Below are 24,293 nucleotides of genomic sequence, written 5' to 3'. Positions count from 1 at the left end.
GTCTGTTGCTCTCCGTCATCGACACCTCCCAGGCTCCTCAGCCTATCAAAGGTGTCCGTGAAATCGGGACAGGCCCACCCTATGCTATTTCTTCGGCGGCTGAACGCTGCTCGGTTGGTTCGGCACAGAAGCTGGAGCCGAGGATGGGCCCTCGCTGGTGGTCGGGCGATAGCCGCCTTCTACCTTCGTGCCTGAAGGGATCACCGTGTATCCCTTTTGCAAGGGGACGTAGCCGTCGTTGTTGAAGCCAGACCTGTCAGTCTTGTCGCTCACGTAGAACCTCCTGTTAAGGGAATGAACTCAATGGTGCGCACTTCCCCGGCTGCGATATAAATGCTCTTGCCTGGGGTTTTAAGGGTCCAGTTACCGTGCTCATCCACATCATAAACCTGTTCGATGTAGAGATCGCGGTTTGCAGGATCTGAGCCAATGAAGGAGTTGGTGCTGCACCAACCTGACACTCTGCTGCCATCCTTTAGGGTGAGCGTCACCAAACTCTCGGGAAACCGAGAAAACTTCCAGTCCCACGCTGTTGCCATGACATGTGGAATGTGCAGGCCAAGCTTGCTAAGGCACCATCGGGTTACGCCAAGCGAGGCGTTTAAACCGATCAGAATGCCGAAGATCACAGCTCCAATAAGTAGGATTGGCAACCAGTACCGCGTCTGTTCGTGCAGCGGTGCTCCGCTGCCGGTCACGACCGCTAGGCCAGCATTAATGATCGCTAGATAAATGACCGATAGCGTGAAGTAGCTGAGAAGCGCATCTTTGTGCGCCGCAATCCGGCCTGTCAGAAATTGTGCTCTGATATAGAGGATGATCAAGCCAGGGACGACATAGCCAAGGATGAGCGATAGCTGTTCAAGGGATTTGACCTCGTTCACGCAGCACCTCAATGAACCGCATTGCAGAATATCATATCACTGCAGCCGTCAGTCGAACTGATGCCCCATTCGCCGTGCCGCAGCGCCCCGGGAAACCGCTAGCCGGGCCACGCGCAGCGCCAACCACTCGGACGAGGTGCTAGGCGGCGAAGAGGTCACAGATCCGGGCCGTCGGGATCAGTCCCTCCGAAGTCCTCCAGCTCTCGCGCCGGGGCCCCCACCTTCTCTCGCAGCTTCTCCAGGACAGCCACTTGCTTATCGGACAGGCGGGTTCTCGGCCCGTGCTCGCGCAGCACGCTTTGAATGTCCGCGACGAACTGCTCTTCCCACCGTGTCAGTCGAGGATGGCCGCGGAGGTCCAACAGCAGCTCTTCCAGTAAGGCGGCCTCCGCCTTGCCAATGCCGAGTTCCCACGGAAAAGCCACGCCGCCTCCAAACGCAAGTCGTGCGTTTCAGGATACGGCAGGGGCAAGTCCAGAAAAGGCAATTTTTTCAGACACTTAAGTGCACACGTGCAGCCGGTGCAAAGGTGTCGCCGGTGCACACGCCGCAGCGCGCCGTCCTGGTCGCTGCCGCCGCAGAACCGGACGCCGCACCTCTTCACCACGCGTGAAGCCCGTCGCCTGCTGGCTTCGGCACCTGCACGCCTAGCCGGGCCGCTACGCCCTCAAGCAGCGTCACATCGCCTTTCTGCCAACGGTCTCGGTTCAGCAGGGCAGTTGCTTCGTCGGGCAGCATTCCAAGGGCGTCGCCAATCGCCTCGGGCGTTCTGATGTCCTGCGCCTCTAGCTCGCGGCTGATTGCTGCCCGAAGGTTGTCGGCCTCGGCCAGCTCCACCCGCCACGTGAAGGTCTCCACGCTGTCCCAGATGTCCCTCAGCCGGTGCCAGAGCTCGCCAGCCAGGTAGTTGAGCGCGATCGCCTCCGGACTGGCCTCGCCGACGCTGGCCTTCACCACCAACTCCAGGGCGTGGACGGCGCCCCAGGCGTCATCGACCACCTGGGACATGTCCTCCACGTCCACCCGGCTGATGTGCGCCCGCGCGTTCATGCCGTTCCCCGGTTCAGCGCCCGCAGGTCGCGCAGGCAGGAGCGCAGCAGGTCCGCTTCCTCGCCGCAGAGCGCGCTGGCGCCGTTGGCCTCGAACCACACCATCGCCGCAGCAAGCTTGGTCTCCAGCTCGGGCAGGGAGCGGGCCGGCGCCTCGGCCAGCCGCTCTGTCGCCTCGAGCTGACGCTCGCACCAGGCATCGCAGCCCGCGTCGCCGAGGCCGTTGCTGAGGCTGGGATACCGATACGGCTGGTAGGCCTGCCAGGCCGTGGCGAAGGCCTCAGAGGCGGGGGCGGCCACCATGGCGCCGGCTACCGCCACAGGCAGCGCGGCGGCGCTGGTGAGCAGCGTACGGCGGGATGCCCGGCTCATGCCGCGCCTCCCGTCGCCCGCAGCACGTCGTGCAGCAGGTCCGATGCCCACACCCCGGCCGTTGTGCCGTCATAGCTCTCGCTGCCGTCCGGCATGAGGGCTTCGGCCTTTGCCGCCAAGGCCTTGGCGCGCATGCCAGCGAGGGTCTGTGGCCGGGCGGCGCTGATGGCCTTGCGTGAGGCCTCGTAGGCCACCCAATGCGGGTTGCTGTCGTCGCAGTCGCGGTCGTCGCTGTTCAGGGCGTCGACCAGGGCCGGGTGCGCCTGGCAGAGCGCGATCAGCGCGGCGTCAGGGTGCAGCGGAACGGGCGAGGCAAGCGCGGCGCTGCCGGCGGTGCCGGTCAGCAGGGCCGCGCCGAGCATGATGCGACGGTTCATCCGAAGAACGCCCGGGCGAGGCCGGAGCGCAGGTTGGCGGGGAGCCGGTCGCCGTTGCTGCGGTAGGCGGCGCGCACCTGGTCGGCGGTCGGGGCGATGCCCTGGAAGGTAGCGTCGAAGCCGAGGAGGATTTCGCCGGGGATCAGTGATGTGAGGATGCGGGTGGGGAGAGTGTCGCTGGGCAGTCTTCTGCCGGAAGGGGCGGTGGTGGTAAGCGCGTGTGTAGCCATGGTTCGAACCTCGTCCGTTCGGATTGTGGTCAGGGGCGGCGGAGGGGGTCATGGCCCTTCGCTGCCCCGCTTCTGCCCGGGCAAAGGGCGTCTATAGTGCTGACACCCTTCCCCGCCGGGCGCGGGGTTCTGGGACTTGCGACCAGGTCAGCGCAGGAGCGCGGCGGGGCCGCTTTGGCATCTTCTGACTGGCAAGCCGTGGGACATCGGCAATCCGCTGTAGTGGTCGTTCGCTGCCGAAGCGGGTATCTATGTCTTAGCAAGCCAACTAAAAAGGTTGTAGTTGGCTATAAGGGTCCTATCAACCCATTTCTTTGCCCTCAGCTAAAAAGTTTGCTATGCCATAAGGTATGGCAGAACTGACACCAGCTACCTCCCGCGCGGCGCGGGGCCTGTTGGATTGGACGCAGCGGCAACTGGCGGACGCGGCAGGCGTCGGCCTGTCCACAGTGAAGGGCTTTGAGGGCGGTATCTCTGCGCCAATGCGCAACAACCTCGAGGCGCTCCGCCGCGCCCTGGTAACCGCAGGCATTGAATTCATCCCCGAGAACGGCGGCGGCGCTGGGGTGCGGCTGCGGAAGTTGGGCGGGCAGCCGTAGGCGAGGGCAGGCAGAGCGGTGCTCATTGCCACTATCCCGTGAACTTATTCCGATAAGACCATGCTTCTGTTATGCACCAGAGGGTGATAACTTGAGGCGTCGCTTGTGACTGCAGTATCGAAATCGTCCCCTTTGTCACCGGGTACCGCCGTCATTGGGATCGTCTGCCTGCTGCTGATGCTGACGGCCGGGCTTCTCCTGACGTCGCAGGGGCTATTTTGGCTGCGCACTGGGCACTGGCCGGATCTCGCTACTCGATCTCTCTGGACAGCGTTCGGCGGCGCGGAGCCGAGCTTCGGCTGGTTGGGCGTCCAACCCATCACGGCTTGGATCCTCGACCAGCCCCTGAGCCTGGTCCTCTTCGTAGTCGCTGTTGGGGGCCTCTTCGTCGTTCGGCGCGCAATCCAACGCTAACCACTCTCGGCCCCACAAAAGGAACCTTGCATTGCCTGTCCACAAACCAGCCAAGCTGGTGATGGAGGAACTTGCCCACGACATCGTTCGGGAAGTCGCGCGCCGGTACCGTGAACAAAAGCTCCAAACAACCACGACCGACCAGTTGGACGGTCAGAAGCACGCCACTGAGCCATCGCAGGAGGCCTCCGCTGAACCGGACCCTCCTCGCCACCGGCGAACTCGCTAACCGCTTAAGGCTAGGAGAGCGAGATCATTCAGCCTGCTGCTTGATGCAGAGGGGCTCGCCAGTAGCGATACCCTCGGCACTGATAAGGGTATCGGCGGCGAAGGTGGTGCCGATCCACCACCCCCCGGCGCTACATCACCAGCTCAGCGCGGATCGCATCATACGGCGCTTGAAGGATGCCCTCCTGGCGATCCAGCAGCCCGGCGGCGGTCAGGGCCTCGACATCCTCATGCACGCGCTTGTAGTCGCGCCCCAGGGCACGCGCGAGCGCCGCAACACTGGCCTGCGGCTCGCGGTGCACATGCCGCAGCAGATCCAACCGCTTCGGCGTCATGATCGCCGTGAACACATCCAGGGATGCGAACGAGAGGTGGCTCTCGCTCACCGTCTCTCCGGCCTTGGCACGCTGCACTGCGCCCAACGCCCGGCGCTTCATGCCGGCGAAGGTACCGCCGATGTGGACTTCCAGCTTGCTCATATCGGCTCTCCCCGGATGGCGATGATGTCAGCCTCAAAATCGCTCAGCAGCTGCTCAACGCTGGTGAATGTGTACGGCAGTTCCCAACCGCTGAGGTGCTTGTGGTCACCCTTGCCGCGCTCGTTGTCGTACCGGACGACACAGTCCCGGTCGCGCACATAGGCGAGGCGGTATTTGAAGTCGTGATCGGACGGCGGCACCGGCGTTGGCACCTGCCAGATGACGATTTCCACCAGCTCGGCCGAGCCGATTACCAGACGCTCGCGGAAGATCGGCACGGCCTTCATATGGCGCAAAATGCCATAGATGGATTATGGCGTCAAACGCCATAACTCGCTTCGCGCGGGCTCATCCGAGCCAGCTGCTGCCGGCGCAGGTTGAAGACGAGCTGAGCCACCTCGAGACCGCGGCGATTGAGTTCCCATTTGCTCAACCGTCGCGGACATAATCTAGCGTCCACGTAGTGGGATTTTTCTCGCGGAATAATGCAACGAATTGGTCTGCAAGATGCGTTAGGGCGTCTTCCGTCAACAAGGCGCCCATTGATGAGCCGTGACGAGCAACAGGACGAACCGCAAAGCCAGCGCGCCACCGCAGTGGACAAGTATGTTGGTCTACGGATCCGCGAGCGGCGGGTTGCGATGGGGTTGTCGCAGCAGCAGTTGGCTTCCGTCATCGGCGTAACCTACCAACAGCAGCATAAATACGAACAAGGACTGAACCGCATTTCCGTTGGCCGCCTCTTCACCGTAGCTCAGGCACTGAGCATTGAGCCCGCTTGGTTCTTCGAGGGCATATCGGAGCAAGATAGGCCTACAGAGCCAGCCCCACGTCAGCGGCTGCACTTGGAACTGATGCGCAACTTCGCTTCCATCAAAGACGAAAAGCAGCAAGAGGCCATCAGCAACATGGCCCGCTTGCTGGCAGGCTCATAGCAGAGGCCGATCGGGCGTTAACCACCAAACGCCGCCCGCCACAGCCCGTCTAGCCACTTCACCTGGTCCTCTGGCAGTCGCACCGCCACCGCTTGGCCGTGCAGCCACTGCCGGAGCCGCTCGAGCCGCACCCGGTCCTGCATGGTCACTGTCGGCCGCCTGCGAGGAGGCGCTCTGCTTTCGGGCCACACCCAAGGCAAGATTTCTGGTGAACTGGACCGCATGACCTAAATGGCAACCGCGCAGTGCGTGCCGGACCACCACCGGCTTCCAAGAGGGCAAGGAGCGCCACGACCATGCCTGAACCTCGCATTACCTTCGAGGACGGTGACCTCTACGAGCGGACCATGGGTGCATGGAGCCAGCTGGCGGGTGAGGTCTTTCTCGAATGGCTCGCACCCGCACCCGGACTACGATGGCTGGACGTCGGTTGCGGCAACGGCGCGTTTACAGAGACATTGATGCGTCACTGCGCACCCGCCGAGGTGCAGGGGATCGACCCGTCTGAAGGTCAACTAACCTACGCATGCTCTCGACCCGGTACGCGTGGCGCCGTTTTCCAGCGGGGAGACGCCATGGCCCTACCCTTCGAAGCCGACCGGTTTGACGCTGCCGTGATGGCGCTGGTGGTCTTCTTCGTGCCCGAGCCATCGGCCGGCGTGGCCGAGATGGTGCGCGTTGTCCGTCCTGGCGGGCTAGTCGCCGCCTATGCCTGGGACATGTTGGGAGATGGCTTCCCATTTGAGCCGATTTATCAGGTGCTTCGCGCGCAAGGCTTCACTCCGCCCTTGCCGCCGCGCGCCGATGTTTCGCGTCCGGAGCCGCTGCGCGCGTTGTGGAAGAACGCGGGGCTGATGGCAGTTGAGACACGTGAAATCATCGTGCAGCGCCGCTTCGAGAGCTTCGACGCTTTCTGGCAGGCCACCCGGGTTGCGGCCACCGTGCGCACCATAATGGAGACGATGACGGCCGAACAGGCCACGCAGCTGGAGGCAGGCGTCCGCGCCCGTCTGCCTGCAGACGGAGCAGGCCGCGTCGTCCATGTAGTGCGCGCCTACGCGATTAAGGGGCGCGTGACGGCCTAGCTGCCGCAGAACGACAGCAGCTGAACGATTTGGAGGGTGCCGGTGAAGAAAGGGAGTGGCTAGCTGTCCTGCGTTCCGGTCCGAGAAGGCCTCACAAGTCTGCCATTGCTTGCCGCCCATTCCTCCACCGTCACCTCAACTGGCGCCACGATCACCGGGCCCGCCCAGCCAGTGCGGCGCTGGTGCTTAGTGATGGCAGCTTCGACCGCCGCCGGGTTCGCCAGATCCTCGTCCAACAGCCACACCACGTAGCTCGGCGCCGGCGCACGACGGGCCTCAAGGGCTGCGAGACGGCGAGGAAAAGAGCCGCTCATGCCCGCGTCTCCTTCACTTCGGGCGCCGTGTCGGCGATGCGCTGGAGCTCGGCATTGGAGGTGCTCTCTGGAAGGCCGAGGAAGGCCCACAGCGCCGCGTCGGGCCACTCGGCTAGCGGTAGGTGTCGGAAGGCCTCCCAGCCCGTCCCACCAGCCCGCTCAAGTCGGACAACACGCGCCTCGATCGGCTTCATGGTTCAGCCTTCTCACTGGTGCTATCGGGCGGCGACGGATGGCCAGCGATCACGGCCGCCGCCAGATCATTCCATTCCGTCCATTCCCGCAGTGCTGCCTCGGCCTCACCGAGCCGCCTCTGCACATCATCAATCGCCAGGACCAGCTCTTCGTCGGAAAGGCGCGACAGGTCATCCTGGCCGTTCAGCAGTGGACCCATCACTTCACCTCATCCAGCGGCGTGAAGCCGTAGATCACCACCTCCGCATCCGGCGGCGGCCCCTTGCCGTCGAAGTGCCGGGCCAGCGCCTCGTCGACCGTCTCGGTAAGACCCCGGTAGACGAAGATCTGCGCCGGCTGCTGGCCCATGCCCATGCGTTGTTCCATCGCCGCCACCCGGCGGGGAAGGTTGCCGGCACCCGTCATTGCCCGGCCCTCGCCTCGAGCGCGGCAATCCGCTCCGCCAGCTCGGCCGTCTCGATCGCTCGACGCTGGACCTCGACAACGCCGGCGACTGCCTGCGCCTCGTCAGGGGTGAGGTCGCCCGTTGCCACAGCCTCCACGATGGCGGCGGCGGCCTTCGCCGTGTCAGCCGCGGTGGCGATCGGCGGCAGCTGGAACTCGACCAGGCGCCCCTTCCGCTCCGGCCATACCCGGCGCAGCAGGATCTCCGCAGCGCGCATGTCGCCGGCCTTGGCATCCTCGACCACTTTACGAAGCACGTCCTCTGCCCCCTCGGCACCGATGGCATCCAGCGCGATCAGGGCCTTGTGGCGAGTGCCGCGGGGCTTCCCGGCCGGGTTGCCAGACTGCCCAGGCTCGAATGGTCGCCCGCGCTGCTTAGGCTCTGAATTTTCAGCGTCGGGGGTCACGGCTGGGCTCCTCGGGGCGGGGGTGGGGGTTTCGGTTCTCGGGACAGGGGCGGGTTGCTGTCGGCATCCGGCGGCCGGAAGACCATCGGGCCGGCGCTCTCCATCGCCATCTCCCGCTCGGAAGAGTGGGCAGGCTCGTGCAGCTCGGCCTCCCAGAAGCCGGGCGGCTCTGCGGGTGCCGGTGAGGGGCCAGGCGAGGAGGGGTCGGGCGAGGGCTCGGGCTGGGGGCGGGGTTCGTCCGGGGTGAAGGTCGCCAGCTCGCCGAGGTGGTCCTCCAGCGTCCGCCAGATCTCCTCGGGGTCCATGCCTGAGCGGGCGTACCCCACCCGGATCTGCTGCCCTCGTCCCGGCGGGCGGTAGGTGAAGCGGAGGGGTATTTCTTCCCCATCCCCATAAGAGAAGTATATTCTTAGGGGATTGGGGAAGAAATCGGGTCTCAGGCCCTCTCGCTCGAAAGCGTGGCTGGCCGCCTTGGCGGTGCCCAAAATGTCCGGGTAGACCTTCGCTGCATCGGTAGCGCTGGTCAGGACTATCCCCCGACAGGCCATCCGCTCGACCGCCGAGGGGGCCATGTTCCGCCAGTCCAGCAGCTCGTCGACCACCAGCGGCGTTGCCACGTCGGCCATGAGCCAGACCTGCACCGGATCCGCCGCGGTGCGGTTCACGCCCCGGCAGCGCCCCACCGCCTGGATGATCTCGGCGTCGGTGATGGCGACCGAGACCGCCTCTGCCGCTGGGTTGGCATAGGCCCGCACCTCGATCGTGCCACCGGTGCCGTCGGCCATCAGGACGCCGCGGGTCTCGCGCTGGCTCTCGGCCACCTCGACCGGTTCGCCGGTGAGGGCGGCGGCCATCAGCCGCACCTGGTCTGAGCGCGGGCGGGGCCGGCCGATGACGAACAGGAAGCGGACATCCCGCCATTCATCCCGGCCAGCGATGTCGTTGAAATGCGCCGTGGCGACGTTGGGCAGGCCAGCGAAAGCCGCCTCGGCATCCTGGTAGGTGATGACGAGGGTACCGGCGCCGCCCTGCCAGCCCGGCAGCCCACGGGACACCCCGGCCACGTAGTCGCGCAGGCTGGCGAGGGTCGGCGGGAGCGGGTTGGTCGGCTGGCCGTTCTTGTCGAGGGCTTTGGGCTCGCCGTTGGCGTCGAGGGCGATCTTGAGGTGGCCTGGCAGGAGGGTGGTCTTCCCCCAACCGCCCCGGACCTGCCGCACCCGCATGTGCGGGGTTTTCACCCGGACCGGTGCCGCTGCCTCGATCCGCGGCAGGTAGGGGCGCACTAGGTCGACCGGCAGCGTCGCGTCCAGCAGCAGGACGGGCGCCTTGGTCACTGGGTCGGCGAGCTCGCGGATGGTGTTGAGGCTGAGGGTCCAGCGCGGCACCTCGTCCTTGTCGGGGCGCCACATTAGCTCGGCCCGGCCGGTGGCCTCCCTACCGCTGGCGAGGAGGTCGGCGAGCACGCCCCACATGGCGGCGAACTTCGGCAGGCTGGCGTTGACGCCAGCACGCTCGGCCGCAGCGGCGCGATCCTTCCTGGACATGCCGGGCCACATCAGGCCCTCGCGCTTGCGGTTCCACTCGAGGTTCCGGGCCCGGGCGCAGTCGGCGACGGTCAGTCCGGCCGTGACCAGCGTCTCCCGGCGCAGGTAGCCCTCCGGCGCCGCCTTCAACGCGCGCTCGAGCCGGCTGCGGAGGGCGTGCAGGTCGTCGGCGCCATCGAGGTCATCGATCTGGCCGCCGCCCGGGATGCGTCGCAGCGGCGGGAAGGCGAGGATGCTGTCGGCGAGACCGTCGACAAGCACTCCACGGCCGATCTGCAGGCCGGTCTGCCACCACCCCTCGTCGAAGGTGGTTAGGAAGATGCCTTTGCGAACCCCCTGCGGCAGATGCCAGGCAGCCTCATGCGCGGCCACCACCGCATCCGCCTCGGCCACCGCCTTGCGCTGGCGGTTTTGGTAGCCGCAAACGTCGGCATGAGGGCAGCGCCGGAGGCTCTTCTTGCCCACCCCGCAGACCACGGCATCCACATTCTCGCCGGCGGCCGTGGCGAGCTTCACCGCCTCCACGTCCAGGCACATCCGGTTGCCCGGCGAGAACGGGTCGGGCTGCTCACGGCCGCGGTGGATGGCGACGTTCATGCCGAGCATATCGGCGAAGTGGATCTCGGCCTGGGCGCCGAGCTTGATGGTTGGGGTGAAGAAGTTGAGCCGGTGCGGCGCGCTGGCCCGCTTCTGCTGCGCGGAGGCCTCGGCCTGCATCTCGCGGCCGGTGCGGGATTTTCCGGTGCCGACGTCCGAGGCCATAGCGACGTGCCTCGGCTCGCCGCGCTGGTCTTCCGGCGCAGCGTGGAAGGCGGCCGCATCCTGCAACACCTGACCCATCTGCGTTCTGATGGCATCGCGGGCGGCGCGCACCTCAAGCTGCGGCGCCTCATGGGCCGGTGCGGTGCCGGCCGGCGCGTCGTCGCGGCTGGTCTCGACCCAGACGAAGGCACCGTCGAGCAGCGCATCCAGGTACGCGTCCGAGCAGAAGCGGGCGATGTCGGCTGCGGCGTGCCGCCCGGCCTCGCGCTCATTGGCGACGTCGATGGCGTCCCGGCAAGCGGCCTTCACTGCCTCGTCGTCGCGGTTCTTCTGCGAGGTCTGGCGGGCGTAGAGCAGGGTCGCGCGCCGCAGCGGCGCGTGCCAGCCCTCGTGCCCCTCGTCGTCACCCAAGAGGGCCAGGGCACCCGCCATGGTGCGGGCTGCGCTGGCGTCGAGACCTGCACCGGTGGCAGCCCGCTCGCGCTTCTGCCGGATGGCGGCCCGGAGCTCCGCCAGGTCCAGCGCCGGCAGCGTCACGACATCATCGGAGCCCTTCAGCCAGCCGGTGCGGCGCGGCAGCGGGTCGTGGCCGCTCTCGATGATCGGGTCGGCGATGTAGTGGGGCTGGGCGGCGTTGTACGGCGCACGGTCGACGGCTGGCGCATGCACATGGAGGTAGAGCTTGAGATCCTCGTTGCTAATCGGCTCGGCCAACCAGAAGAAGAGGTGCACCTTCAGCACGCCAGGCTTGAAGCCGGCCGAGGCGGACAGCTGCCAGAAGCACTCGACGTCATGGAAGCATGGCGGCAGCAGGTCGTGCACTGCGGCCTCAATGGCGGCTTCCGGGTCGTCGGCGAGATCGGCGTGATCGGGTAGCGGATAGCCGTCCACGTCGATCATCAGCCAGTGGCGCCCCACCTCGGCCAGGGTTGGAGCCTTGCCGGCCTTGCTGGCCTTCTTGGCTCGGCGGAAGCGGTGCCGAGGGTTGGCCGCCAGCGCCGCGCGGGCCTCCGGCAGCAGCTCGCCCCGCACGACGAATGCGGTCGGGTCGTGCCGGATCTCTTCGAGCACGGCGGCCACGTCCGCGAGGCAGGAGACGGGGCGCTCTTCGGCAGTGAAAGTGGCGCCGGCGTCGTAGGCGATGCGCTGCCACTCCTGCAGCGTCAGGTTCCAGACCCAGCGCTTCGTCGCATAGCGAGGCGCACCATGCGGCGTCGGGGTGGTCCGCAGGACCGTGAGCGTTTCCTGCGTCAAGCCGCACCGGCCATACGCAGCTTGGCCACGATCTGCGCCAGCCTCGCCGCCTGCTTTGGCGAGAGGCGGCTACGGCGGCTGATGTCCCGGAGGAACGTGGCTTCCCAAGCCGTCAGCCGCTCGACGTGGCGCAGCGCCGCGGTGGCGGCTGCGACGTGAGGGGCGCCGTAGGTCGTGGAGCGCGGCGGCGCCGCAGGCCTCGCCGGCGCGATGACATCAGCCCAGGTCAGCCCGTGCGAGCGCAGGATGCGGGTTGCCTGGTGGGCAGCAGCGCTCCGCTCGCCGTCATGGTCGCTACCGAGCAGGCCGCAGACCTTCGCCAGTTTCGCCGCGGCGTCGGGAGGAAGCGGCGTCATCTGGCCGCTCTCTCAAGCCGCGCCTTCTCGGCCAGCGCCGCGCCGACGGATGAGAAGATCCGGAGGGCTTGGCGCCGCGCCGTTGGGTTGGGCGGCAGCGGGAGCATCAACCCGGCACGTGGCTCGCCATCACCGTTGAGCAGATCCTCGAGGATCGTCAGCCGGATCGTCGCCGGCGGCGTCTTCGGGAGGCGGGGGTGCTTCACAGCACCACCCCCAGCGGGCGCGGCATCGAGCGGTCGGCGCCGGCGGCAACAACCTGCTGCCGGGTGAGGCGGCCGAAGTCGGTCAGCACCCGCAGCACCGGCTCGGGACCGGCGGGGCCGCGGGCGAGCTCGGCGAAGGCCTCGGCGACGGCGCGGCGGTCGAGGTCGTAGACCTTGCCGGCGGCGTCGTGGATCCGGACCAGCGTCAGCGGCGGCAGGCAATCTCCAGACGGCAGAGGCTGCGGCGCAGCATCATCCGACTGATGAAGGCGAAACGAACACATGGACGCCATCCCCTTTCAGGGCAGCGACCGGGCTCTGGAACTCAGAAACGGATGCGGCTATATTGATGACGGTCGTCGTCATAATCCGTAGCCTGCACCACAGATGAGGGGCTGTTTCGGGATGGCACCCGAGATGGCCTCTCATCGTTTCTGGGTCAGGCCGCGGCCGCCGCCTCGTTGGAGGGGACGGCACGACGAACCGGGCGACCGATGCGCGGCTTCGGCAGCACGCCGAGGATCTCGGCAATGCGCTGCCGATCGGCCTGGCGGTAGTACCAGCGGCCGTTGATCCGCTCGGCCGGGATCTTCGCATCCAGCGCCGCCGTCGACACGCGACGGTGGCTCCAGTCGTCCAGCACCTGCAGGTTCGCGCCGGCGGGCGGCTCGTTACGAATGTCCTGCAGCAAACAAGCCAAAGCTCGGTGGGTCTTCGGATCGGGCGCCATGTCGGCGAGGCTCCGGCGTCTGTCGCCCTCGCGAACCTGCGTGTGCTTGAGATTTTACACACGCGCGCTTACTATCCGGCCTTGGGTAGTTAGGTCCGGTTTCGCGCGGTTCGCGGGACTGGTTGGAATGACGGGAAGCCCCGGGCTCGGCAAAGCCCGGGGTTTTCTCGTTTGCGGGGCGCTCGCTGTCTGAGGAAGCGCCGGCAAGCGCCTCCTCCTGCCCCGAGCCAGGCAGCCTTTTGCCACTCTTCGCCCAGCCATCGGCCAGGATCCGAGCAGCAACGAAGATCATAGAGGCCGGCAGGATCGAGGAGCGGCGGATGCGCGCCATCTCCCTCGCCGCGGCCTTCGGGTCCATGTGCCGGCGCTTCGCCAGCTCTTCCTCCTGCTGGAAGTAGTGCACCAGCAGCAGATTGCCCTCATCGGTAGGCTCGCTCCGCCATTCGACCTGCGCGGCGAAGGGATCGAAGTCGAGGCGGATGAGGCTGCGGCCGATGTCCAGCGGCTTGCCGATCAGGGTCTGCGGCGCGTCGGCGGCCTCGCCGGCATAGAACTCGATGCGCGCCTGCCCGTAGTCGAAGAGCTTATCGCCGAGCCGCAGCTCGGGGACATCAACCTGCTGCGGCGCGCTGCGAATGACGATGCCGCCTGGGCCCATTGCCTCGAGGAAGAGGGCCGAGCCGATGTAGCCGCAGCGTGCTGCGGCCTTCGCCACCAGATGCCCGTCTTTGGGGTGATTGGCGCCGCTGCCAAAGGTCAGACCGGTTAGGTACGGCGCGGGGCTATGGCGGGTGTTTCCGCCGCCACCCTGCCCACCCGACATACGCCAAGGCGTCGCCTCGAGCGAGGCGCCGATCTTGTCGTAGGTGGAGCTAGAGCAGCCAGTCGCCGCCGCAAGCTCGTCGTGTGTCTGGGCCTTGTTCATCGTCCCCGTGATTATGTCAGACAGACACTCGCGCACGCAAGATAGTTCTCCGCGATGTGCGGATTTCCACAGCCTGTGGACTATCTCTTGCGGAGACGAAGCCATGAGCCATAGTCACGAACACTACCTCGTAATGGACCCTCGTCGAAGGGCTCACTCACTCTTCTTTTTTAGTGTTCGATAATGGTATATTATCGAACACGAATAGGGTGGAGATTGGCGTGGTCAATACGTTCGGCTCGTCGTCCTCGAGCGAGCAGGCATGCCCGCGATGCGGCTCCCTTTATGAAGTTCGGATCGTGCAGCTCCCGGTGAGAGACAAAGACAGTCTCGACTGCCTGATCTGTGACCACGAGTTGGACACCTGGAACGGAACGACGTTCTCGAGCTACCTGCTCCTGAAGCGTGAGCCCTGGCCGAAGCCCATAAAGGTCTGACCGACATCCATGGCCTCCCTCACTCAAGCCTTTGCCGCCGAGCTGATGCCGGCGGGGCCGCTCTCCGATGCCGCCCGGACCTATGCCAGCGAGGCCGCGGCCGCCAACACCAAGCGGGCCTATCGCGCAGCTTGGGCCGACTTTGTCGGTTGGTGCGCCATAGGAGGCCATACCCCGCTTCCAGCCGCGCCGGAGGTCGTTGGCAGCTTCCTGGCGGCACGGGCCAGCACCCACAAGGCGGCGAGCCTCACCATGCGGCTCGTGGCGATCGGTCAAGCCCACCGCCTCAAAGGGCATCGGCTCGACCGGCAGCATCCGGCCATCCGCGAGACCATGAAGGGCATCCGCCGCACGCACGGCACCGCGCCGGCGAAGAAGGCGGCGGCCGATGTGGTCGTGCTGCGGGATGCCGTATCGGAGCTCGCGAAGATCCCCGGACCGCGAGCGCTCCGGGATCGGGCCCTGCTGCTGGTCGGGTTCGCCGGCGCGCTTCGGCGGTCCGAGCTGGTGGCGCTCGACCTGGCCGACATCCGCTTCGTCGCGGAGGGCATGGTGCTGACCCTGCGGCGGCGGAAAACGGACCAGGAGGGTCAGGGGACTGAGATCGCCATCCCCTTCGGCCAGTCGGAGCGGACGTGCCCAGTCCTAAACCTGCGCGCTTGGCTGGAGGCAGCCGGCATCACGAGCGGCCCGGTCTTTGTCTCAGTGAACCGCGGCGGCGCCGTCGGTTCGGCCCGGCTCTCGCCGATCGATGTTGCTCGAGTGGTCAAGGCGGCGATGGAGGCGGCCGGCGCAGATCCGACCGGCTTCTCCGGGCATAGCCTCCGGTCCGGCTTCATCACCAGCGCCGCCCGCGCTGGGGTAGCGGAGCGGCATATCCAAAATCAGTCGGGTCACCGCAGCCTGCCGGTTCTGCGCGGATACATCCGCCGGGGCAGCCTCTTCGTCGACAATGCGGCGGCAAAGGTCGGACTTTGACCGCCAGCCGTGGTGCCGTGGCGAAGTTCTACGAGCGGCGGCTCGATTAAGCTTAAAGGCTTCAGTGGGCCTTCGGGCAGATAGGGATATCCGCCAAGCCGCTTACAGGGCTAGCCAAGCGACCAGCAGCAGCGGTGACAGCAGGCCGGTTATGGCTGAGACGCGCACCAGGCTAACCGCCAAGTGGACGACAGCTGAGGCTCCAAGGCCACGCGCGGCGTCGAGAGACGGAGCCAGCCAAGCATCGTCGGTAACGGTGGCGTTGGAAGTGATCGGGAGATCCATCGACGTTTCACTCCTCAGACCAGTTGAGCGCTGGCTTCCTGATCCACCTAAGGTTGCAAAACCGGCAGTTTATTTCAAATCACGAATTTCTCGCGATATGCGGAGGTACGGTTGGCTCCGCTCTCGCCGTTCGACGTGGCGCGGGTAGTGAAAGCGGCAGTGGAAGCTGCCGGCGGCAACCCGGCTGACTTCTCCGGTCATAGCCTCCGCTCCGGGTTCATCACCAGCGCGGCCCGGGCCGGCGTGGCTGAGCGGCACATCCAAAACCAATCTGGGCACCGCGGTCTACCAGTGCTGCGGGGCTACATCCGCCGAGGCAGCCTTTTCGTGGACAATGCAGCGGCGAAGGTCGGACTTTGACCGCCAGCCGGGGTGCCGCGGCAAAAATCTATGAGCGGCAGCGGGATTAAGCTTTGGAGTTACATCCTCTCTTAACCCTGCCATCGCGTTACCACCGCGACGCCAGAGCAGGAGAGCAGCCATGATGGGTGACCAGCGGCCGCTTGGAACCAGTACCGCTTACGACCGGATAAAGGGGGCATTTGGCCCAGGCTCAGCCCCTTTCGCCGCTCACCACTTGGACCGCGTTCGCGCCGCCGACTACCTCGTCGCCGCCCTGAATGCGCAGATTACCTGGGCCGTGGCGGAAAACGACATCCGGGCCTTCCTTGCAACGCAAGGTGCGACACCGGACCTCATCCAGGAGCAAGTCGGCCGAGCACGGGACCTGCTGGAGCCCTGGCTAAGCTAGCCTCCACAGCGGCCATCGCAGCCTGCAGGTCCTGCGGGGCTACATCCGCCGGGGAGCCCATTCGTCGACAACGCGGCGGTGAAGGACGAGCTGTAGCTGGCCCATAGCCGGCTCAGTGTGGTGCATTCCTATGGTGTCCCGGACCTGTCCCGGATACCGTCCCGCCCATTGTCCTGGACACTATCCGGGACATCGCCTGGTAGGTCCGGGACGATAGGCGGGGCACTGCCATGGATGTTGACCGGGACATGAGGGACAGCGTGGCGGACAGTGACCTGGACATCCGATGGATGACCTATGCCGAGGCTGCACGTGTCCTTGGGGTCAATCCTGAAAGCGTAGCTAAGCGAATGCGCCGGGGGAATTGGGCCCGTCGCCTAGGTAACGACGGCAAGCCGCGGGTTGGTGTCCCGGTCAGTGTCCTGCCCCCCGTCCCGGTCATCACCCTGGCTGTTCCAGCACCTGTCCCGGACGATGTCCCAATGAATGTCCCGGTCAGTGTCCCGGACAATGCTTTAAGTTCAGTGCCTTCTGTCCCGGACATAAAGCTCCCACAGAACCCTAAGCCAGACATGGTGGATCCTGTCCAACTGCTTGCGTCCCGGCTGGAGGCTGAGACGGAGCGGGCCAACCGGCTTGAGGGGGAGCTGCTAAGCGCTACCAGCCGGGCAGCGGCAGCTGAGGGCGAGGCGGCAGCGCTACGGGACGTTGTCGGGCATGCCCGGGCCCAGGCCGTAACTGAGCGGGCCGCGCGAGACCGGGCTCAGAGGGAGCTATCGGTCCAGGAAGCGCAGCAAGCCGCACTGCAAGCGCGACTGGATAACGCCCAAAAGGCTGCCGAGCTGACTGCCCAAATGGATGCCTCAGTCCGCCGCGAACTGGAGAGCCTCAAAGCTGAGCGGGACATCATCCAAAAGCTAGGCTTCCTCGGGCGGTTAGCTTGGGCGCTCCGGAGCAACCGGAACGACAAACACTAATATGCCTCTGCCATGTTCGAGGCGGTAATTCTGTTGCAGCAGAAAGTTCCCCCTGGTACGAACCGCCCAGCCTTGCTGGTTGCTTAACCAGCGATGGCCCAAAAAAAGGGCGGCACCCGAAGGCGCCGCCGAGTTTAGGGAGGAAACGTCCAAGAAAGGCAGGGCACGAGAGTGCTGCTGCCCGCTGGACAATTTGCGCGTTTGAAAAGATGACGCAACCCAAATTGTGCAACGCAATATGTCATTCTGTTGAGCGTTGTCCGTGAGGAGCAGGCTGAAGGCTCTGCGCACGACGTTCCCGGGCCTGGATGTGCCAATCCCGAGATGTGCCGCAGGCGGGCCGGCTAGCCGCGGTTAAGAGACCGCACGCACCCGCCGACTACCCTGCAGCATGACCTTGTTCCCGGATCCGGCCTCACCAGTCGCCCATCCCAAGCCCGAGCAAACCGCGGCTGCCGGCCCGCTGGGTGGCCCCTCCTACACCTACCGCGGCGCCGTCATCGACTGCCTGAAGGCCGGGCATGTCTGCTTGCTGCGGATGCCCAACCACCCGCTCGACGGCCACGGCTTCGGCGTGGTCGGCACCATCACGCCGCTGGTCGACCTATGGGTGGAGGAGAAGCGACTGCCCAGCTACATGTGCCTTGTCGCACCGACGAAGCCCTGACCCGCTTCGATCACCTCATCCGCATCGCCGACCGACTAGGCCAGGTGCCCGCCGGCAGCCCAGAGGCGGACCAGGCTATCCATGACGTGCTCGGCCGCGCCGGCACGGTTCTGCCCTACACGACCGAGACGGGTGCCGCGGCGCAGCTCATCCCGCCCGGCTTTGAGTGGCGGGAGGGCACCTATGCCGGCGGCCAGGTCTACGCTTCGTGCCGGCGGAGCGGGACGGGCGGGAAATGGCGGCACCCGCACCACGGGCAATGGGGCACGACAGAGCCGCTAGCCATGTGCAGGGCAGTGCTGCGGGCCTGGGCTAAGCTGCCGAAGGGCCGAAGCGCGGCGGCCATTCTGGCGACGGTGGATCGGGTGACATGAATGTAGCGGATGCTGACCCTGCGGTTTTGATCGCCGCCGTATTGACCGACCTGCCACCCGATGATCAAACCGGCCTCATGGTGCTGACGATGACGGCCTACATCCAAATAGCTCGGGAGGCCGGCATGGGTGAGGCCGCTATGTTCATGAGCCTCCGCGTCCTGTGCGGCATGCGGACCAGGAAGGCGGCACCGTTACGGCAGTGGCGTGGCTCCGATGCTCGCTGATCCCGTCGATCCCGTCGCCTTGCTGACTGTCACCCTGGCCGGCCTATCCAGGAAGCAGCAGGCAGCCACCTTGGAGCGCGTGATGCGGGCTTATGTGCGGATCTGTCAGGAGGCCTATCCCCATATGTCGTTGGCCGAGATCACCGGGCAGTTCGGCGCCATCGCCGAGGCCGCGGCGGCTCGGCTGGCGGAGGTGAGGGTGGAAAAGGAGATGAGGGCCGCGACGGCGCGCTTGGCGAAGATGATGGCGGCAGCCTCGGCCGAGAGCCCTACGATGTAGCTGCTGGTCGGCTTGCTGCGGGTTTTGGCTTCGGTGTGGCAGGCCCCATCACGCCGTTGGCTGGCCTGTGGCTCGATGAGGGGCGGCCACCCCACTATCCGCGGGCGGTTCCGAAGGCGGTGCGGCCATTATGCCCTCGGCAGTTCCAAAAGGTTGGGCCAAGCCCCCCCAGCCAGGCTGTTTCCGCTCGCGTGAGTGCAGTGTCCAGCGAACCACAAACAGCACGACGCCGGCACTGGTTACGAGCAAGCCGCCAACACCAAGAATAATTGAGTTGTGGTCTAGGCTGGCTCCGATCCCAATCGCCCCCAGCACAATGACAAGGAGGTAAATCACCAGCATCATGTTGTCGCGTTGGTGGTCTGTCATCCACCAGACAGGTGCTAACACCTTGCGAAACCAACCCATCATAAGGCTTTTCCTGTCAATAAAATGGAGTTGGAACTAGTGGTTGGTCCTCACTACTTGCGTAATGTCGATTGTAGCTCGCCCACAACGCGAAGACTTTCACCGCTCGCGGAACCGCCGACCGGCTAGGCGCCTCCAGTTTATATGGAGCTGCCTTCGATCTCTGTGACCGTGATCCCGGAGAGTTATGCGCAGACCCAGCTGCGTGGGCATCCAGGAGATGGCATCGAGGCGTGGCTGGCAGATCAGCCTTGGCTGCCCGGCATCGGCTGCTGCTCGCTCGCGCTCGATAGGCTGAAATCGAAGCCGACCTGGCCTTGGCCGAAGCCCAATCGCGGGAGGACGTTGATGCGGCTTGGTCGGCCATTATCTGCGCCATACGAACCCGCTTGCTGGCCGTGCCAAATGCGGTAGCGCCAGCGGCCTACGCCGCCGCGAGCGCAGCCGAGGCGCTGACCGATGCAATCTCCGGCGAGGGGCTGCTACCCCGAAATCCCCGCTAATCGACCAGCCGTAGGGCCGGGCTGTCGCTGGTGCTGTAATGTCACCGGGCAACCCGAAGGCATTTGCGAGGGAACATGACGGACAGCAATTCCGACGCCGCAAATGTCCGGTGGCTGTCCTATGACGAGATCGCAGACATGCGGGGCATTGACCGGGCCTCAGCTATCCGAATGGTTCGACGGAAACGCTGGCCTAAGCAGGATGGGAATGACGGGACAACCCGCGTTGCTGTCCCAGGGCAGTTCTTCCGAACCAAGCGGACAAAGCAGGATGACCTAGGGCAAACACCCACCTTGCCGGTTCTGTTCATCCCCGGTCAGGCACTTAATGACCCCGGGCAACCCGCAGACAAATCCTCAGCGACCAAGGCTTTAGAGGACGCTGTTGCGACCCTCGTCGAGGAACTCGGACAGGACCGAGCGGAGTTGAGGGCCGAGGTGGCGGTGCTGCAGCTACGGGTGGAGATGGCCGAGGCTGATACGAAGGCAGAGCGGGAGCTCCGCACCGAGGCGGAGAAGCGGGCGGCGGTGGCAGAAGCGAAGTTAGAGGCGGCTGAGGCCGCGCTCACCGAGGCCCGGCGGCCGTTTTGGAGGCGGTGGATAGGGTGATCGGCTATAGGCAGGGCTATGAGCCCTCGCTGCAATGATCGCTTGCCCTCAGCATCATCCCGCTACCAACGCATCTCGACCGAGGACCGCCGGGCCATGGACGCCGAGCGCGCGAAGGCGCTCCGCCTTCGCATGCTGCTTGATCAGGAGATGGAGGCGCAAGGGATCAGAGACCCGGCTGAGATTGGGGCCGTGGCCGGGCTGTCAGCTATGGATGCTGAGAGGCTGTTGACCCGACGGCAATGGCGAGCTGGCGACCTGGCACTGCTGGAGCAGATGGCAGCCCGGCTTGGGGTGCATGTGCCGGAGGCGTAGCTCCAGAGCGAGGCTTTGAGAGGAGGCCATCCGGTCCCGGCCTGCCCTGACTGCAAATAGCCGGGGCGGTATCATTTGCAGCCAACACGCCCCTCCCGGCTCTCGGATCGGTGGATAGCCAGCGACCCATTGACCGTAAATGGATCGTTAAGCTCGGAGAGCCACATCTCGCTACATGGCCCTCTTCCCGGATCCATCCCCGCCGGCCGCACGCCCTGAGCTCGAGCTGCCCTCGGCCAAGGGCACGCTGAGCCTACGCAGTCTCGTTCCCTGCGGCAGCGCTTTGAAGGAAGCCAAGTGGCCGCTCTGGCGCCGGTAGATCGGATGAGTAGCAGCATGGTCTATCTCGACAAGGCGACCTTCGACGCCGAGCTCGACCGGCTTACCGGCGTCTACCTCAAGCTAAGAGTGGCGGCGCAGAAGCAGGGCATCGAGATCGAGATGGCTGTCCAGCAGGCTTTCGAGGGCGGACAGCTGGCTGCCGAGGATCACGAAATGCTCCGGCTGCTGTTGCTAGGCGGCCTCCGCGACGGCGCCAGCCCGAACGGCTGACGTGCGATACGCGGGAGCGCTTACCGCAAGTGAGCCGGGCCTGCCGCAATCAGGCTGCGGGCAAGGAAAAGGCCGCCCAACGGGAGTAGGACGGCCTTAGGTTCAGCAAGACTGGGATTAGCCTGCCAACGCCTCCCCAGCCGGGCGGGTTTGTGAGCGTTCCGCCATCAGGCTGCGTAAGGGGCAGAAAAAGGCCCGCTCTCCTCCCCCGAGGAAGAGCGGGCCAAGGACGCTACCGAAGGGATGAGGTTGTAGAAAACTCGCCCTCTACAACTGCAAATAGTTTCCTACGTTTCATGTAATATTATTGGCTGCATACACCCGAGGAAATCGCGCATCGCAGGCGAGTTGGTGCTGCCGCATTCCTCTCGGCGGCACAAAAAGAAGCCCGCCCTCTGACACGGATGAGGGCGGGCCAAGGTTGGACCCCTATGGGGAGGGAGGGCGGGATACGATGCCCGTTTCCATAACTTATGGTTTAAAGTCAGGTTCCCAAAGATTGTGTTTAAGGCGTGCCTACGCCTACCGCAGGTCAGCCACACGCCGCCGCTGGGGGCGGCGTCTCACACCCGGCGCCATGCCCGGAGAGCGCCCAGAGAGGGTCGCCAAACCCGCCGGTGGAAGCCTCAAACGGTTCCAGCCTACTCCCTGACGACCATGCCCATCGTCTGCGGCAGCCGGCCCTCGAGCTCGATCGTCTCTAGCGACCGATCGTCCACGGCCAGGCTGAGGGAGACCCGGCCTCCGCAGCGGCATTTCAGGCGCTGCTCGAGCTCGCCGGCCGTCGCCGCACCCGAGCCCATCATCTGGATGGCCGCCTCGATGCCGATCATAACGCGGCGCTGGCACTGCCGGCAGGTGCCGGAGAAGTAGTGGATGTGGACGTGGGGCAGGTAGCAGCGGAGGCGGACGCTCCCGTCAGGGCCAATGGGGTCCGGATCGGGGGTGGAAGCAGGCATTGGGGAACGGTAGGGGAACACGGGCGGGAGCGGCAACTCCGCGGCCCATCAGGCCGGTCGGGCCGGTGCAGCTCTTACGGTTCAGCGCGTCGCAGTGCCCGCGCCGCCTCGATCAGCGCTCGCGTCTGTGCCCGGGTATGCTGTGCCAGGACGCAGGTCTCTGCGGCGAGTGTATGGATTGCACGCGCTCGCTGCTGAGCGGCAAGCGCCTGGTCAAGCACGCCGTCTGAGATCAGGCTGTTTTGCGGTCGGCCAGGCGCCTCTTTCGGCGTGTTGGACATAGTTGTCTCTGCGAGCCTCCTCAAAGAGACGGAATGGCCATGCCCGAGGACAGTGCCAGCTATGTATCAGCGTCGGTAGGGGATCTCACCGGGTGGAAGCCCGAACAGCCGATCGCGGGCGCGGCGGGTGATGCCATAGCACTCGCAGGCGACCGCCTCGAGACCGGGCCGGTCGGTGATGGTGATGCGGCCACCGCCGTAGCGGATCAGCCCTGCCTTCTGTAGCGCGCCGGCTGCCACCGTGACCCCGGCGCGGCGCACCCCCAGCATTATGCTGAGCATCTCATGGGTAAACGGCACGGTATCGCCTTCGGTCCGGTCGTGCGCCATCAGTAGCCAGCGCGCGAGGCGTTGGTCGATATGGTGGCGGCCGTTGCAGGCACCGGTGCGCGCTACCTGGCCGTGATGGATCAGGGCATAGCGGTTCAGCAGGCGCCGCAGCGCAGGCAAGCGTTCCAGCGCCGCGCGGAAGGCGTCAGCCGGGAGGCGGTAGCCGGTGCCGGCCATCTGGACGGTGCCTTCCAAGTCGTCGCGGTCGTCGTCGAGCAGCAGGGGCAGCCCGACCACGCCCTCGTTCCCGACGAGCCCGACCTCTGCACTGTCGCCATCCTCGAGGGTGGCGAGCATGGAGACGATCCCGGTTTCGATGAACCACGCCGTCTGCATGGGCTGCTCCGGTACCTGGAGCACGTCACGCAAAATCAGATCGACCGGCTCGAGCTGGGGCCACAGCTCGGCTAGGTCTTCTGGCGGTAAGGCCAGCAGCAAGCGGTTGCGAAGATCGGATGGGGGAGCAGTAGGGGAGGCCAAAACACAAGCTCCTCGCTGGGGGGCGGGAGCACTGGCCTCTCTCGGTCGCCGGATGCTGGGAAGGATCGGCCCGGACGATGGGGATGTCTGCGCGCTCTACAGCCTCTTGGCTGTACGGTAAGAGACCATCGGACAGCGGGCCGAGACGCCAGCCAGATTGCACCAGCGAGCGTGTGCCCGTTCGCCGGCTGAGGCCATGAGGAAGTGCTGGATCCGATCCCGCTCCGTAGGCCGCGCGGTGGCATCAGGGATGGCTGGCTTGATCACCTCGGGGACCAGCAGCCAATCGTCAGCAGCTTCGGTCGGGTTCATGCCCGCCCAGCCTTCGCATCGCCGCCTGCCGCCGTAATGCGGGCCAACTCGGCCTGCGCTCCGGCGATGAAGGCCTGGACCATCTCGGCGCTCTCGGACGGCGTATAGCTCGCGTCCCGAGCTGCCGCGGCGACCTGCTCGACGGTGCGACTGATCTGCTCTGGCACTTCGGCTGCAAGCACCCCCACCAGCATCTGCTGCGCAAAAGTCACGCCGGCGGCGCGGCTGTAGGCCAGGTCCTCGGCGATGAGACGGCTCATGCTCACTCTCCATGGGGCTGTGGCTTCGGCGGAGGCTGACCAGCAGCGCAGAAGAGGCGCAAGCTCATGCTGCACCCCTACCGCTCCCGGCGCCAGCCACGCCCCCGTTCAGCTCGACCAGCCGTCGCTGGCTGGATCCGGCACCACCACCCCCAGCCGGGCCACCGCAGCCTCGAGCTGTGCGACATCGCCCTCGCGCCATTGATGCCGGGTCAGCAATTTGGTCGCCTCGGCCGGCGGCATCCCGAGCGCAACGCCAATCTCGGCGGGCTTGGTGATGCCCCGTTCATCCAGCTCGCGGCCGATCGCCATCTTCAACCGGATCATGGTCAGCCGATCGGCGGTTCGGCGCCGGCGCTCCTCGGGCGAGATCTTCGGCTTTGCGGGCGGCATCTGGTCGGGGGGCAGGCTTATGTCGTGGATTTCAGCCGCCACGGCACCCTTGGCCTTGCCCCGCCTTTACGGACAGTGTTGCACGGCTGAAGCAGCCGCCTGGAACGCCGCCACCTTCTGCTCTGG

38 protein-coding genes are annotated in these 24,293 nt (G+C 65.8%); 13 read left to right on the top strand and 25 right to left on the bottom strand.

The window, feature by feature from the left end:
• Positions 1–84: 84 nt before the first annotated feature.
• The 7 genes from JMJ56_RS29460 to JMJ56_RS29430 all read right to left on the bottom strand — a co-directional run bounded on the left by JMJ56_RS29460 (position 85) and on the right by JMJ56_RS29430 (position 2,912).
• Positions 85–273: a hypothetical protein gene (locus JMJ56_RS29460; protein WP_202835322.1), complete on the bottom strand. Its 189-nt coding sequence runs from the start codon at positions 271–273 to the stop codon at positions 85–87.
• On the bottom strand, positions 270–884 hold the full coding sequence (locus JMJ56_RS29455; RefSeq protein WP_202835321.1) for a DUF6338 family protein: 615 nt from the start codon (positions 882–884) through the stop codon (positions 270–272). Before JMJ56_RS29455 ends, JMJ56_RS29460 begins: the two co-directional genes overlap by 4 nt.
• A gap of 155 nt (positions 885–1,039) precedes the next feature.
• The gene (locus JMJ56_RS29450; protein ID WP_202835320.1) at positions 1,040–1,309 is read right to left on the bottom strand and encodes a hypothetical protein; all 270 of its coding nucleotides are present in this window, start codon (positions 1,307–1,309) and stop codon (positions 1,040–1,042) included.
• 175 nt (positions 1,310–1,484) lie between these two features.
• Complete coding sequence (locus JMJ56_RS29445; protein ID WP_202835319.1) at positions 1,485–1,934, bottom strand: hypothetical protein; 450 nt, start codon at positions 1,932–1,934, stop codon at positions 1,485–1,487.
• Positions 1,931–2,305, bottom strand: coding sequence for a hypothetical protein (locus JMJ56_RS29440; RefSeq protein WP_202835318.1), 375 nt, complete (start codon positions 2,303–2,305; stop codon positions 1,931–1,933). Before JMJ56_RS29440 ends, JMJ56_RS29445 begins: the two co-directional genes overlap by 4 nt.
• Positions 2,302–2,682: a hypothetical protein gene (locus JMJ56_RS29435; protein ID WP_202835317.1), complete on the bottom strand. Its 381-nt coding sequence runs from the start codon at positions 2,680–2,682 to the stop codon at positions 2,302–2,304. The genes JMJ56_RS29440 and JMJ56_RS29435 overlap by 4 nt, the downstream gene beginning before the upstream one ends.
• Positions 2,679–2,912, bottom strand: a complete 234-nt coding sequence (locus tag JMJ56_RS29430) for a hypothetical protein (protein ID WP_202835316.1) — start codon at positions 2,910–2,912, stop codon at positions 2,679–2,681. Before JMJ56_RS29430 ends, JMJ56_RS29435 begins: the two co-directional genes overlap by 4 nt.
• A gap of 350 nt (positions 2,913–3,262) precedes the next feature.
• Here JMJ56_RS29430 and JMJ56_RS29425 point away from each other — a divergent pair, with 350 nt between their 5' ends.
• Positions 3,263–3,511 (top strand): helix-turn-helix domain-containing protein, encoded by a 249-nt coding sequence (locus JMJ56_RS29425; protein WP_202835315.1) that lies wholly within the window; start codon positions 3,263–3,265, stop codon positions 3,509–3,511.
• Between the two features lie 773 nt (positions 3,512–4,284).
• Here JMJ56_RS29425 and JMJ56_RS29420 read toward each other — a convergent pair.
• The gene (locus tag JMJ56_RS29420) at positions 4,285–4,632 is read right to left on the bottom strand and encodes an HVO_A0114 family putative DNA-binding protein (RefSeq protein ID WP_202835314.1); all 348 of its coding nucleotides are present in this window, start codon (positions 4,630–4,632) and stop codon (positions 4,285–4,287) included.
• A complete protein-coding gene (locus JMJ56_RS29415) occupies positions 4,629–4,919 on the bottom strand; it encodes a toxin-antitoxin system TumE family protein (protein WP_202835313.1) in 291 nt (96 codons plus the stop codon). Before JMJ56_RS29415 ends, JMJ56_RS29420 begins: the two co-directional genes overlap by 4 nt.
• A 258-nt stretch (positions 4,920–5,177) precedes the next feature.
• On the opposite strand from JMJ56_RS29415, the gene JMJ56_RS29410 reads away from it, so the two are divergent.
• A complete protein-coding gene (locus JMJ56_RS29410; RefSeq protein ID WP_202835312.1) occupies positions 5,178–5,567 on the top strand; it encodes a helix-turn-helix domain-containing protein in 390 nt (129 codons plus the stop codon).
• Positions 5,568–5,584: 17 nt separating this feature from the next.
• Here JMJ56_RS29410 and JMJ56_RS35095 read toward each other — a convergent pair whose 3' ends face one another.
• Positions 5,585–5,716, bottom strand: coding sequence for a hypothetical protein (locus JMJ56_RS35095; RefSeq protein WP_268885150.1), 132 nt, complete (start codon positions 5,714–5,716; stop codon positions 5,585–5,587).
• 147 nt (positions 5,717–5,863) lie between these two features.
• On the opposite strand from JMJ56_RS35095, the gene JMJ56_RS29405 reads away from it, so the two are divergent.
• Positions 5,864–6,652, top strand: a complete 789-nt coding sequence (locus tag JMJ56_RS29405) for a class I SAM-dependent methyltransferase (protein WP_202835311.1) — start codon at positions 5,864–5,866, stop codon at positions 6,650–6,652.
• A gap of 59 nt (positions 6,653–6,711) precedes the next feature.
• Here the strand turns inward: JMJ56_RS29405 and JMJ56_RS29400 are convergent, their stop codons facing one another.
• From JMJ56_RS29400 to JMJ56_RS29350, 11 genes are all read right to left on the bottom strand, one after another.
• Entirely contained in the window at positions 6,712–6,966 is a 255-nt protein-coding gene (locus tag JMJ56_RS29400) for a hypothetical protein (protein WP_202835310.1), read from the bottom strand.
• Positions 6,963–7,160 carry a hypothetical protein gene (locus tag JMJ56_RS29395; protein WP_202835309.1) on the bottom strand — a complete coding sequence of 66 codons (198 nt, stop codon included), beginning with the start codon at positions 7,158–7,160 and terminating at the stop codon, positions 6,963–6,965. Before JMJ56_RS29395 ends, JMJ56_RS29400 begins: the two co-directional genes overlap by 4 nt.
• Positions 7,157–7,360, bottom strand: coding sequence for a hypothetical protein (locus JMJ56_RS29390; RefSeq protein ID WP_202835308.1), 204 nt, complete (start codon positions 7,358–7,360; stop codon positions 7,157–7,159). The genes JMJ56_RS29395 and JMJ56_RS29390 overlap by 4 nt, the downstream gene beginning before the upstream one ends.
• Positions 7,360–7,527 carry a hypothetical protein gene (locus JMJ56_RS29385; protein ID WP_236038818.1) on the bottom strand — a complete coding sequence of 56 codons (168 nt, stop codon included), beginning with the start codon at positions 7,525–7,527 and terminating at the stop codon, positions 7,360–7,362. Before JMJ56_RS29385 ends, JMJ56_RS29390 begins: the two co-directional genes overlap by 1 nt.
• 35 nt (positions 7,528–7,562) lie before the next feature.
• Positions 7,563–8,012, bottom strand: a complete 450-nt coding sequence (locus JMJ56_RS29380) for a DUF5681 domain-containing protein (RefSeq protein ID WP_202835306.1) — start codon at positions 8,010–8,012, stop codon at positions 7,563–7,565.
• Positions 8,009–11,572: a hypothetical protein gene (locus JMJ56_RS29375; RefSeq protein WP_202835305.1), complete on the bottom strand. Its 3,564-nt coding sequence runs from the start codon at positions 11,570–11,572 to the stop codon at positions 8,009–8,011. The genes JMJ56_RS29380 and JMJ56_RS29375 overlap by 4 nt, the downstream gene beginning before the upstream one ends.
• Positions 11,569–11,928, bottom strand: coding sequence for a hypothetical protein (locus JMJ56_RS29370; protein ID WP_202835304.1), 360 nt, complete (start codon positions 11,926–11,928; stop codon positions 11,569–11,571). The genes JMJ56_RS29375 and JMJ56_RS29370 overlap by 4 nt, the downstream gene beginning before the upstream one ends.
• Positions 11,925–12,134, bottom strand: a complete 210-nt coding sequence (locus tag JMJ56_RS29365; RefSeq protein WP_202835303.1) for a hypothetical protein — start codon at positions 12,132–12,134, stop codon at positions 11,925–11,927. Before JMJ56_RS29365 ends, JMJ56_RS29370 begins: the two co-directional genes overlap by 4 nt.
• Entirely contained in the window at positions 12,131–12,418 is a 288-nt protein-coding gene (locus tag JMJ56_RS29360; RefSeq protein ID WP_202835302.1) for a hypothetical protein, read from the bottom strand. The genes JMJ56_RS29365 and JMJ56_RS29360 overlap by 4 nt, the downstream gene beginning before the upstream one ends.
• Positions 12,419–12,573: 155 nt before the next feature.
• On the bottom strand, positions 12,574–12,864 hold the full coding sequence (locus tag JMJ56_RS29355) for a hypothetical protein (protein WP_202835301.1): 291 nt from the start codon (positions 12,862–12,864) through the stop codon (positions 12,574–12,576).
• On the bottom strand, positions 12,806–13,789 hold the full coding sequence (locus JMJ56_RS29350) for a hypothetical protein (protein ID WP_202835300.1): 984 nt from the start codon (positions 13,787–13,789) through the stop codon (positions 12,806–12,808). Before JMJ56_RS29350 ends, JMJ56_RS29355 begins: the two co-directional genes overlap by 59 nt.
• A gap of 446 nt (positions 13,790–14,235) precedes the next feature.
• Between JMJ56_RS29350 and JMJ56_RS29345 the strand changes: the two genes are divergently transcribed.
• From JMJ56_RS29345 to JMJ56_RS29300, 10 genes are all read left to right on the top strand, one after another.
• On the top strand, positions 14,236–15,204 hold the full coding sequence (locus tag JMJ56_RS29345; protein WP_202835299.1) for a site-specific integrase: 969 nt from the start codon (positions 14,236–14,238) through the stop codon (positions 15,202–15,204).
• A gap of 396 nt (positions 15,205–15,600) precedes the next feature.
• Positions 15,601–15,849 (top strand): tyrosine-type recombinase/integrase, encoded by a 249-nt coding sequence (locus tag JMJ56_RS35740; protein ID WP_202835298.1) that lies wholly within the window; start codon positions 15,601–15,603, stop codon positions 15,847–15,849.
• 121 nt (positions 15,850–15,970) lie between these two features.
• On the top strand, positions 15,971–16,240 hold the full coding sequence (locus tag JMJ56_RS29335; RefSeq protein WP_202835297.1) for a hypothetical protein: 270 nt from the start codon (positions 15,971–15,973) through the stop codon (positions 16,238–16,240).
• A gap of 1,368 nt (positions 16,241–17,608) precedes the next feature.
• Positions 17,609–17,884, top strand: coding sequence for a hypothetical protein (locus JMJ56_RS29330; protein WP_202835296.1), 276 nt, complete (start codon positions 17,609–17,611; stop codon positions 17,882–17,884).
• A complete protein-coding gene (locus tag JMJ56_RS29325) occupies positions 17,857–18,258 on the top strand; it encodes a hypothetical protein (protein WP_202835295.1) in 402 nt (133 codons plus the stop codon). Before JMJ56_RS29330 ends, JMJ56_RS29325 begins: the two co-directional genes overlap by 28 nt.
• The gene (locus JMJ56_RS29320; protein ID WP_202835294.1) at positions 18,255–18,485 is read left to right on the top strand and encodes a hypothetical protein; all 231 of its coding nucleotides are present in this window, start codon (positions 18,255–18,257) and stop codon (positions 18,483–18,485) included. The genes JMJ56_RS29325 and JMJ56_RS29320 overlap by 4 nt, the downstream gene beginning before the upstream one ends.
• A complete protein-coding gene (locus JMJ56_RS29315) occupies positions 18,475–18,765 on the top strand; it encodes a hypothetical protein (protein ID WP_202835293.1) in 291 nt (96 codons plus the stop codon). The genes JMJ56_RS29320 and JMJ56_RS29315 overlap by 11 nt, the downstream gene beginning before the upstream one ends.
• Before the next feature lie 986 nt (positions 18,766–19,751).
• Positions 19,752–20,285: a hypothetical protein gene (locus JMJ56_RS29310; protein WP_202835292.1), complete on the top strand. Its 534-nt coding sequence runs from the start codon at positions 19,752–19,754 to the stop codon at positions 20,283–20,285.
• Positions 20,286–20,381: 96 nt separating this feature from the next.
• Positions 20,382–20,600, top strand: coding sequence for a hypothetical protein (locus JMJ56_RS29305; RefSeq protein WP_202835291.1), 219 nt, complete (start codon positions 20,382–20,384; stop codon positions 20,598–20,600).
• A 324-nt stretch (positions 20,601–20,924) separates the two neighbouring features.
• The gene (locus JMJ56_RS29300; RefSeq protein WP_202835290.1) at positions 20,925–21,152 is read left to right on the top strand and encodes a hypothetical protein; all 228 of its coding nucleotides are present in this window, start codon (positions 20,925–20,927) and stop codon (positions 21,150–21,152) included.
• Positions 21,153–21,793: 641 nt separating this feature from the next.
• Here JMJ56_RS29300 and JMJ56_RS29295 read toward each other — a convergent pair.
• The 4 genes from JMJ56_RS29295 to JMJ56_RS29280 form a co-directional block, all read right to left on the bottom strand.
• The gene (locus JMJ56_RS29295) at positions 21,794–21,985 is read right to left on the bottom strand and encodes a hypothetical protein (RefSeq protein ID WP_202835289.1); all 192 of its coding nucleotides are present in this window, start codon (positions 21,983–21,985) and stop codon (positions 21,794–21,796) included.
• A 473-nt stretch (positions 21,986–22,458) separates the two neighbouring features.
• Positions 22,459–23,160 carry a Crp/Fnr family transcriptional regulator gene (locus JMJ56_RS29290; RefSeq protein WP_236038815.1) on the bottom strand — a complete coding sequence of 234 codons (702 nt, stop codon included), beginning with the start codon at positions 23,158–23,160 and terminating at the stop codon, positions 22,459–22,461.
• Between the two features lie 350 nt (positions 23,161–23,510).
• Entirely contained in the window at positions 23,511–23,774 is a 264-nt protein-coding gene (locus tag JMJ56_RS29285; RefSeq protein ID WP_202835288.1) for a hypothetical protein, read from the bottom strand.
• Positions 23,775–23,882: 108 nt separating this feature from the next.
• A complete protein-coding gene (locus tag JMJ56_RS29280; RefSeq protein ID WP_202835287.1) occupies positions 23,883–24,209 on the bottom strand; it encodes a hypothetical protein in 327 nt (108 codons plus the stop codon).
• Positions 24,210–24,293 lie beyond the last annotated feature (84 nt).

Source organism: Belnapia arida (genome assembly GCF_016773205.1).
Lineage (GTDB): Bacteria > Pseudomonadota > Alphaproteobacteria > Acetobacterales > Acetobacteraceae > Belnapia > Belnapia arida.
This window is presented reverse-complemented; position numbering and strand designations above follow the sequence as displayed.

What these genes read in the sequence shown, in the direction of transcription:
- JMJ56_RS29445 (WP_202835319.1), bottom strand. Translation starts at nt 1,934, where the DNA reads ATGAACGCGCGGGCGCACATCAGCCGGGTGGACGTGGAGGACATGTCC.
- JMJ56_RS29440 (WP_202835318.1), bottom strand. Translation starts at nt 2,305, where the DNA reads ATGAGCCGGGCATCCCGCCGTACGCTGCTCACCAGCGCCGCCGCGCTG.
- JMJ56_RS29435 (WP_202835317.1), bottom strand. Translation starts at nt 2,682, where the DNA reads ATGAACCGTCGCATCATGCTCGGCGCGGCCCTGCTGACCGGCACCGCC.
- JMJ56_RS29430 (WP_202835316.1), bottom strand. Translation starts at nt 2,912, where the DNA reads ATGGCTACACACGCGCTTACCACCACCGCCCCTTCCGGCAGAAGACTG.
- JMJ56_RS29425 (WP_202835315.1), top strand. Translation starts at nt 3,263, where the DNA reads ATGGCAGAACTGACACCAGCTACCTCCCGCGCGGCGCGGGGCCTGTTG.
- JMJ56_RS29420 (WP_202835314.1), bottom strand. Translation starts at nt 4,632, where the DNA reads ATGAGCAAGCTGGAAGTCCACATCGGCGGTACCTTCGCCGGCATGAAG.
- JMJ56_RS29415 (WP_202835313.1), bottom strand. Translation starts at nt 4,919, where the DNA reads ATGAAGGCCGTGCCGATCTTCCGCGAGCGTCTGGTAATCGGCTCGGCC.
- JMJ56_RS29410 (WP_202835312.1), top strand. Translation starts at nt 5,178, where the DNA reads ATGAGCCGTGACGAGCAACAGGACGAACCGCAAAGCCAGCGCGCCACC.
- JMJ56_RS29405 (WP_202835311.1), top strand. Translation starts at nt 5,864, where the DNA reads ATGCCTGAACCTCGCATTACCTTCGAGGACGGTGACCTCTACGAGCGG.
- JMJ56_RS29400 (WP_202835310.1), bottom strand. Translation starts at nt 6,966, where the DNA reads ATGAGCGGCTCTTTTCCTCGCCGTCTCGCAGCCCTTGAGGCCCGTCGT.
- JMJ56_RS29395 (WP_202835309.1), bottom strand. Translation starts at nt 7,160, where the DNA reads ATGAAGCCGATCGAGGCGCGTGTTGTCCGACTTGAGCGGGCTGGTGGG.
- JMJ56_RS29390 (WP_202835308.1), bottom strand. Translation starts at nt 7,360, where the DNA reads ATGGGTCCACTGCTGAACGGCCAGGATGACCTGTCGCGCCTTTCCGAC.
- JMJ56_RS29385 (WP_236038818.1), bottom strand. Translation starts at nt 7,527, where the DNA reads ATGGAACAACGCATGGGCATGGGCCAGCAGCCGGCGCAGATCTTCGTC.
- JMJ56_RS29370 (WP_202835304.1), bottom strand. Translation starts at nt 11,928, where the DNA reads ATGACGCCGCTTCCTCCCGACGCCGCGGCGAAACTGGCGAAGGTCTGC.
- JMJ56_RS29360 (WP_202835302.1), bottom strand. Translation starts at nt 12,418, where the DNA reads ATGTGTTCGTTTCGCCTTCATCAGTCGGATGATGCTGCGCCGCAGCCT.
- JMJ56_RS29355 (WP_202835301.1), bottom strand. Translation starts at nt 12,864, where the DNA reads ATGGCGCCCGATCCGAAGACCCACCGAGCTTTGGCTTGTTTGCTGCAG.
- JMJ56_RS29350 (WP_202835300.1), bottom strand. Translation starts at nt 13,789, where the DNA reads ATGAACAAGGCCCAGACACACGACGAGCTTGCGGCGGCGACTGGCTGC.
- JMJ56_RS29345 (WP_202835299.1), top strand. Translation starts at nt 14,236, where the DNA reads ATGGCCTCCCTCACTCAAGCCTTTGCCGCCGAGCTGATGCCGGCGGGG.
- JMJ56_RS29335 (WP_202835297.1), top strand. Translation starts at nt 15,971, where the DNA reads ATGATGGGTGACCAGCGGCCGCTTGGAACCAGTACCGCTTACGACCGG.
- JMJ56_RS29330 (WP_202835296.1), top strand. Translation starts at nt 17,609, where the DNA reads ATGACCTTGTTCCCGGATCCGGCCTCACCAGTCGCCCATCCCAAGCCC.
- JMJ56_RS29320 (WP_202835294.1), top strand. Translation starts at nt 18,255, where the DNA reads ATGAATGTAGCGGATGCTGACCCTGCGGTTTTGATCGCCGCCGTATTG.
- JMJ56_RS29315 (WP_202835293.1), top strand. Translation starts at nt 18,475, where the DNA reads ATGCTCGCTGATCCCGTCGATCCCGTCGCCTTGCTGACTGTCACCCTG.
- JMJ56_RS29310 (WP_202835292.1), top strand. Translation starts at nt 19,752, where the DNA reads ATGACGGACAGCAATTCCGACGCCGCAAATGTCCGGTGGCTGTCCTAT.
- JMJ56_RS29305 (WP_202835291.1), top strand. Translation starts at nt 20,382, where the DNA reads ATGGACGCCGAGCGCGCGAAGGCGCTCCGCCTTCGCATGCTGCTTGAT.
- JMJ56_RS29300 (WP_202835290.1), top strand. Translation starts at nt 20,925, where the DNA reads ATGAGTAGCAGCATGGTCTATCTCGACAAGGCGACCTTCGACGCCGAG.
- JMJ56_RS29295 (WP_202835289.1), bottom strand. Translation starts at nt 21,985, where the DNA reads ATGATCGGCATCGAGGCGGCCATCCAGATGATGGGCTCGGGTGCGGCG.
- JMJ56_RS29285 (WP_202835288.1), bottom strand. Translation starts at nt 23,774, where the DNA reads ATGAGCCGTCTCATCGCCGAGGACCTGGCCTACAGCCGCGCCGCCGGC.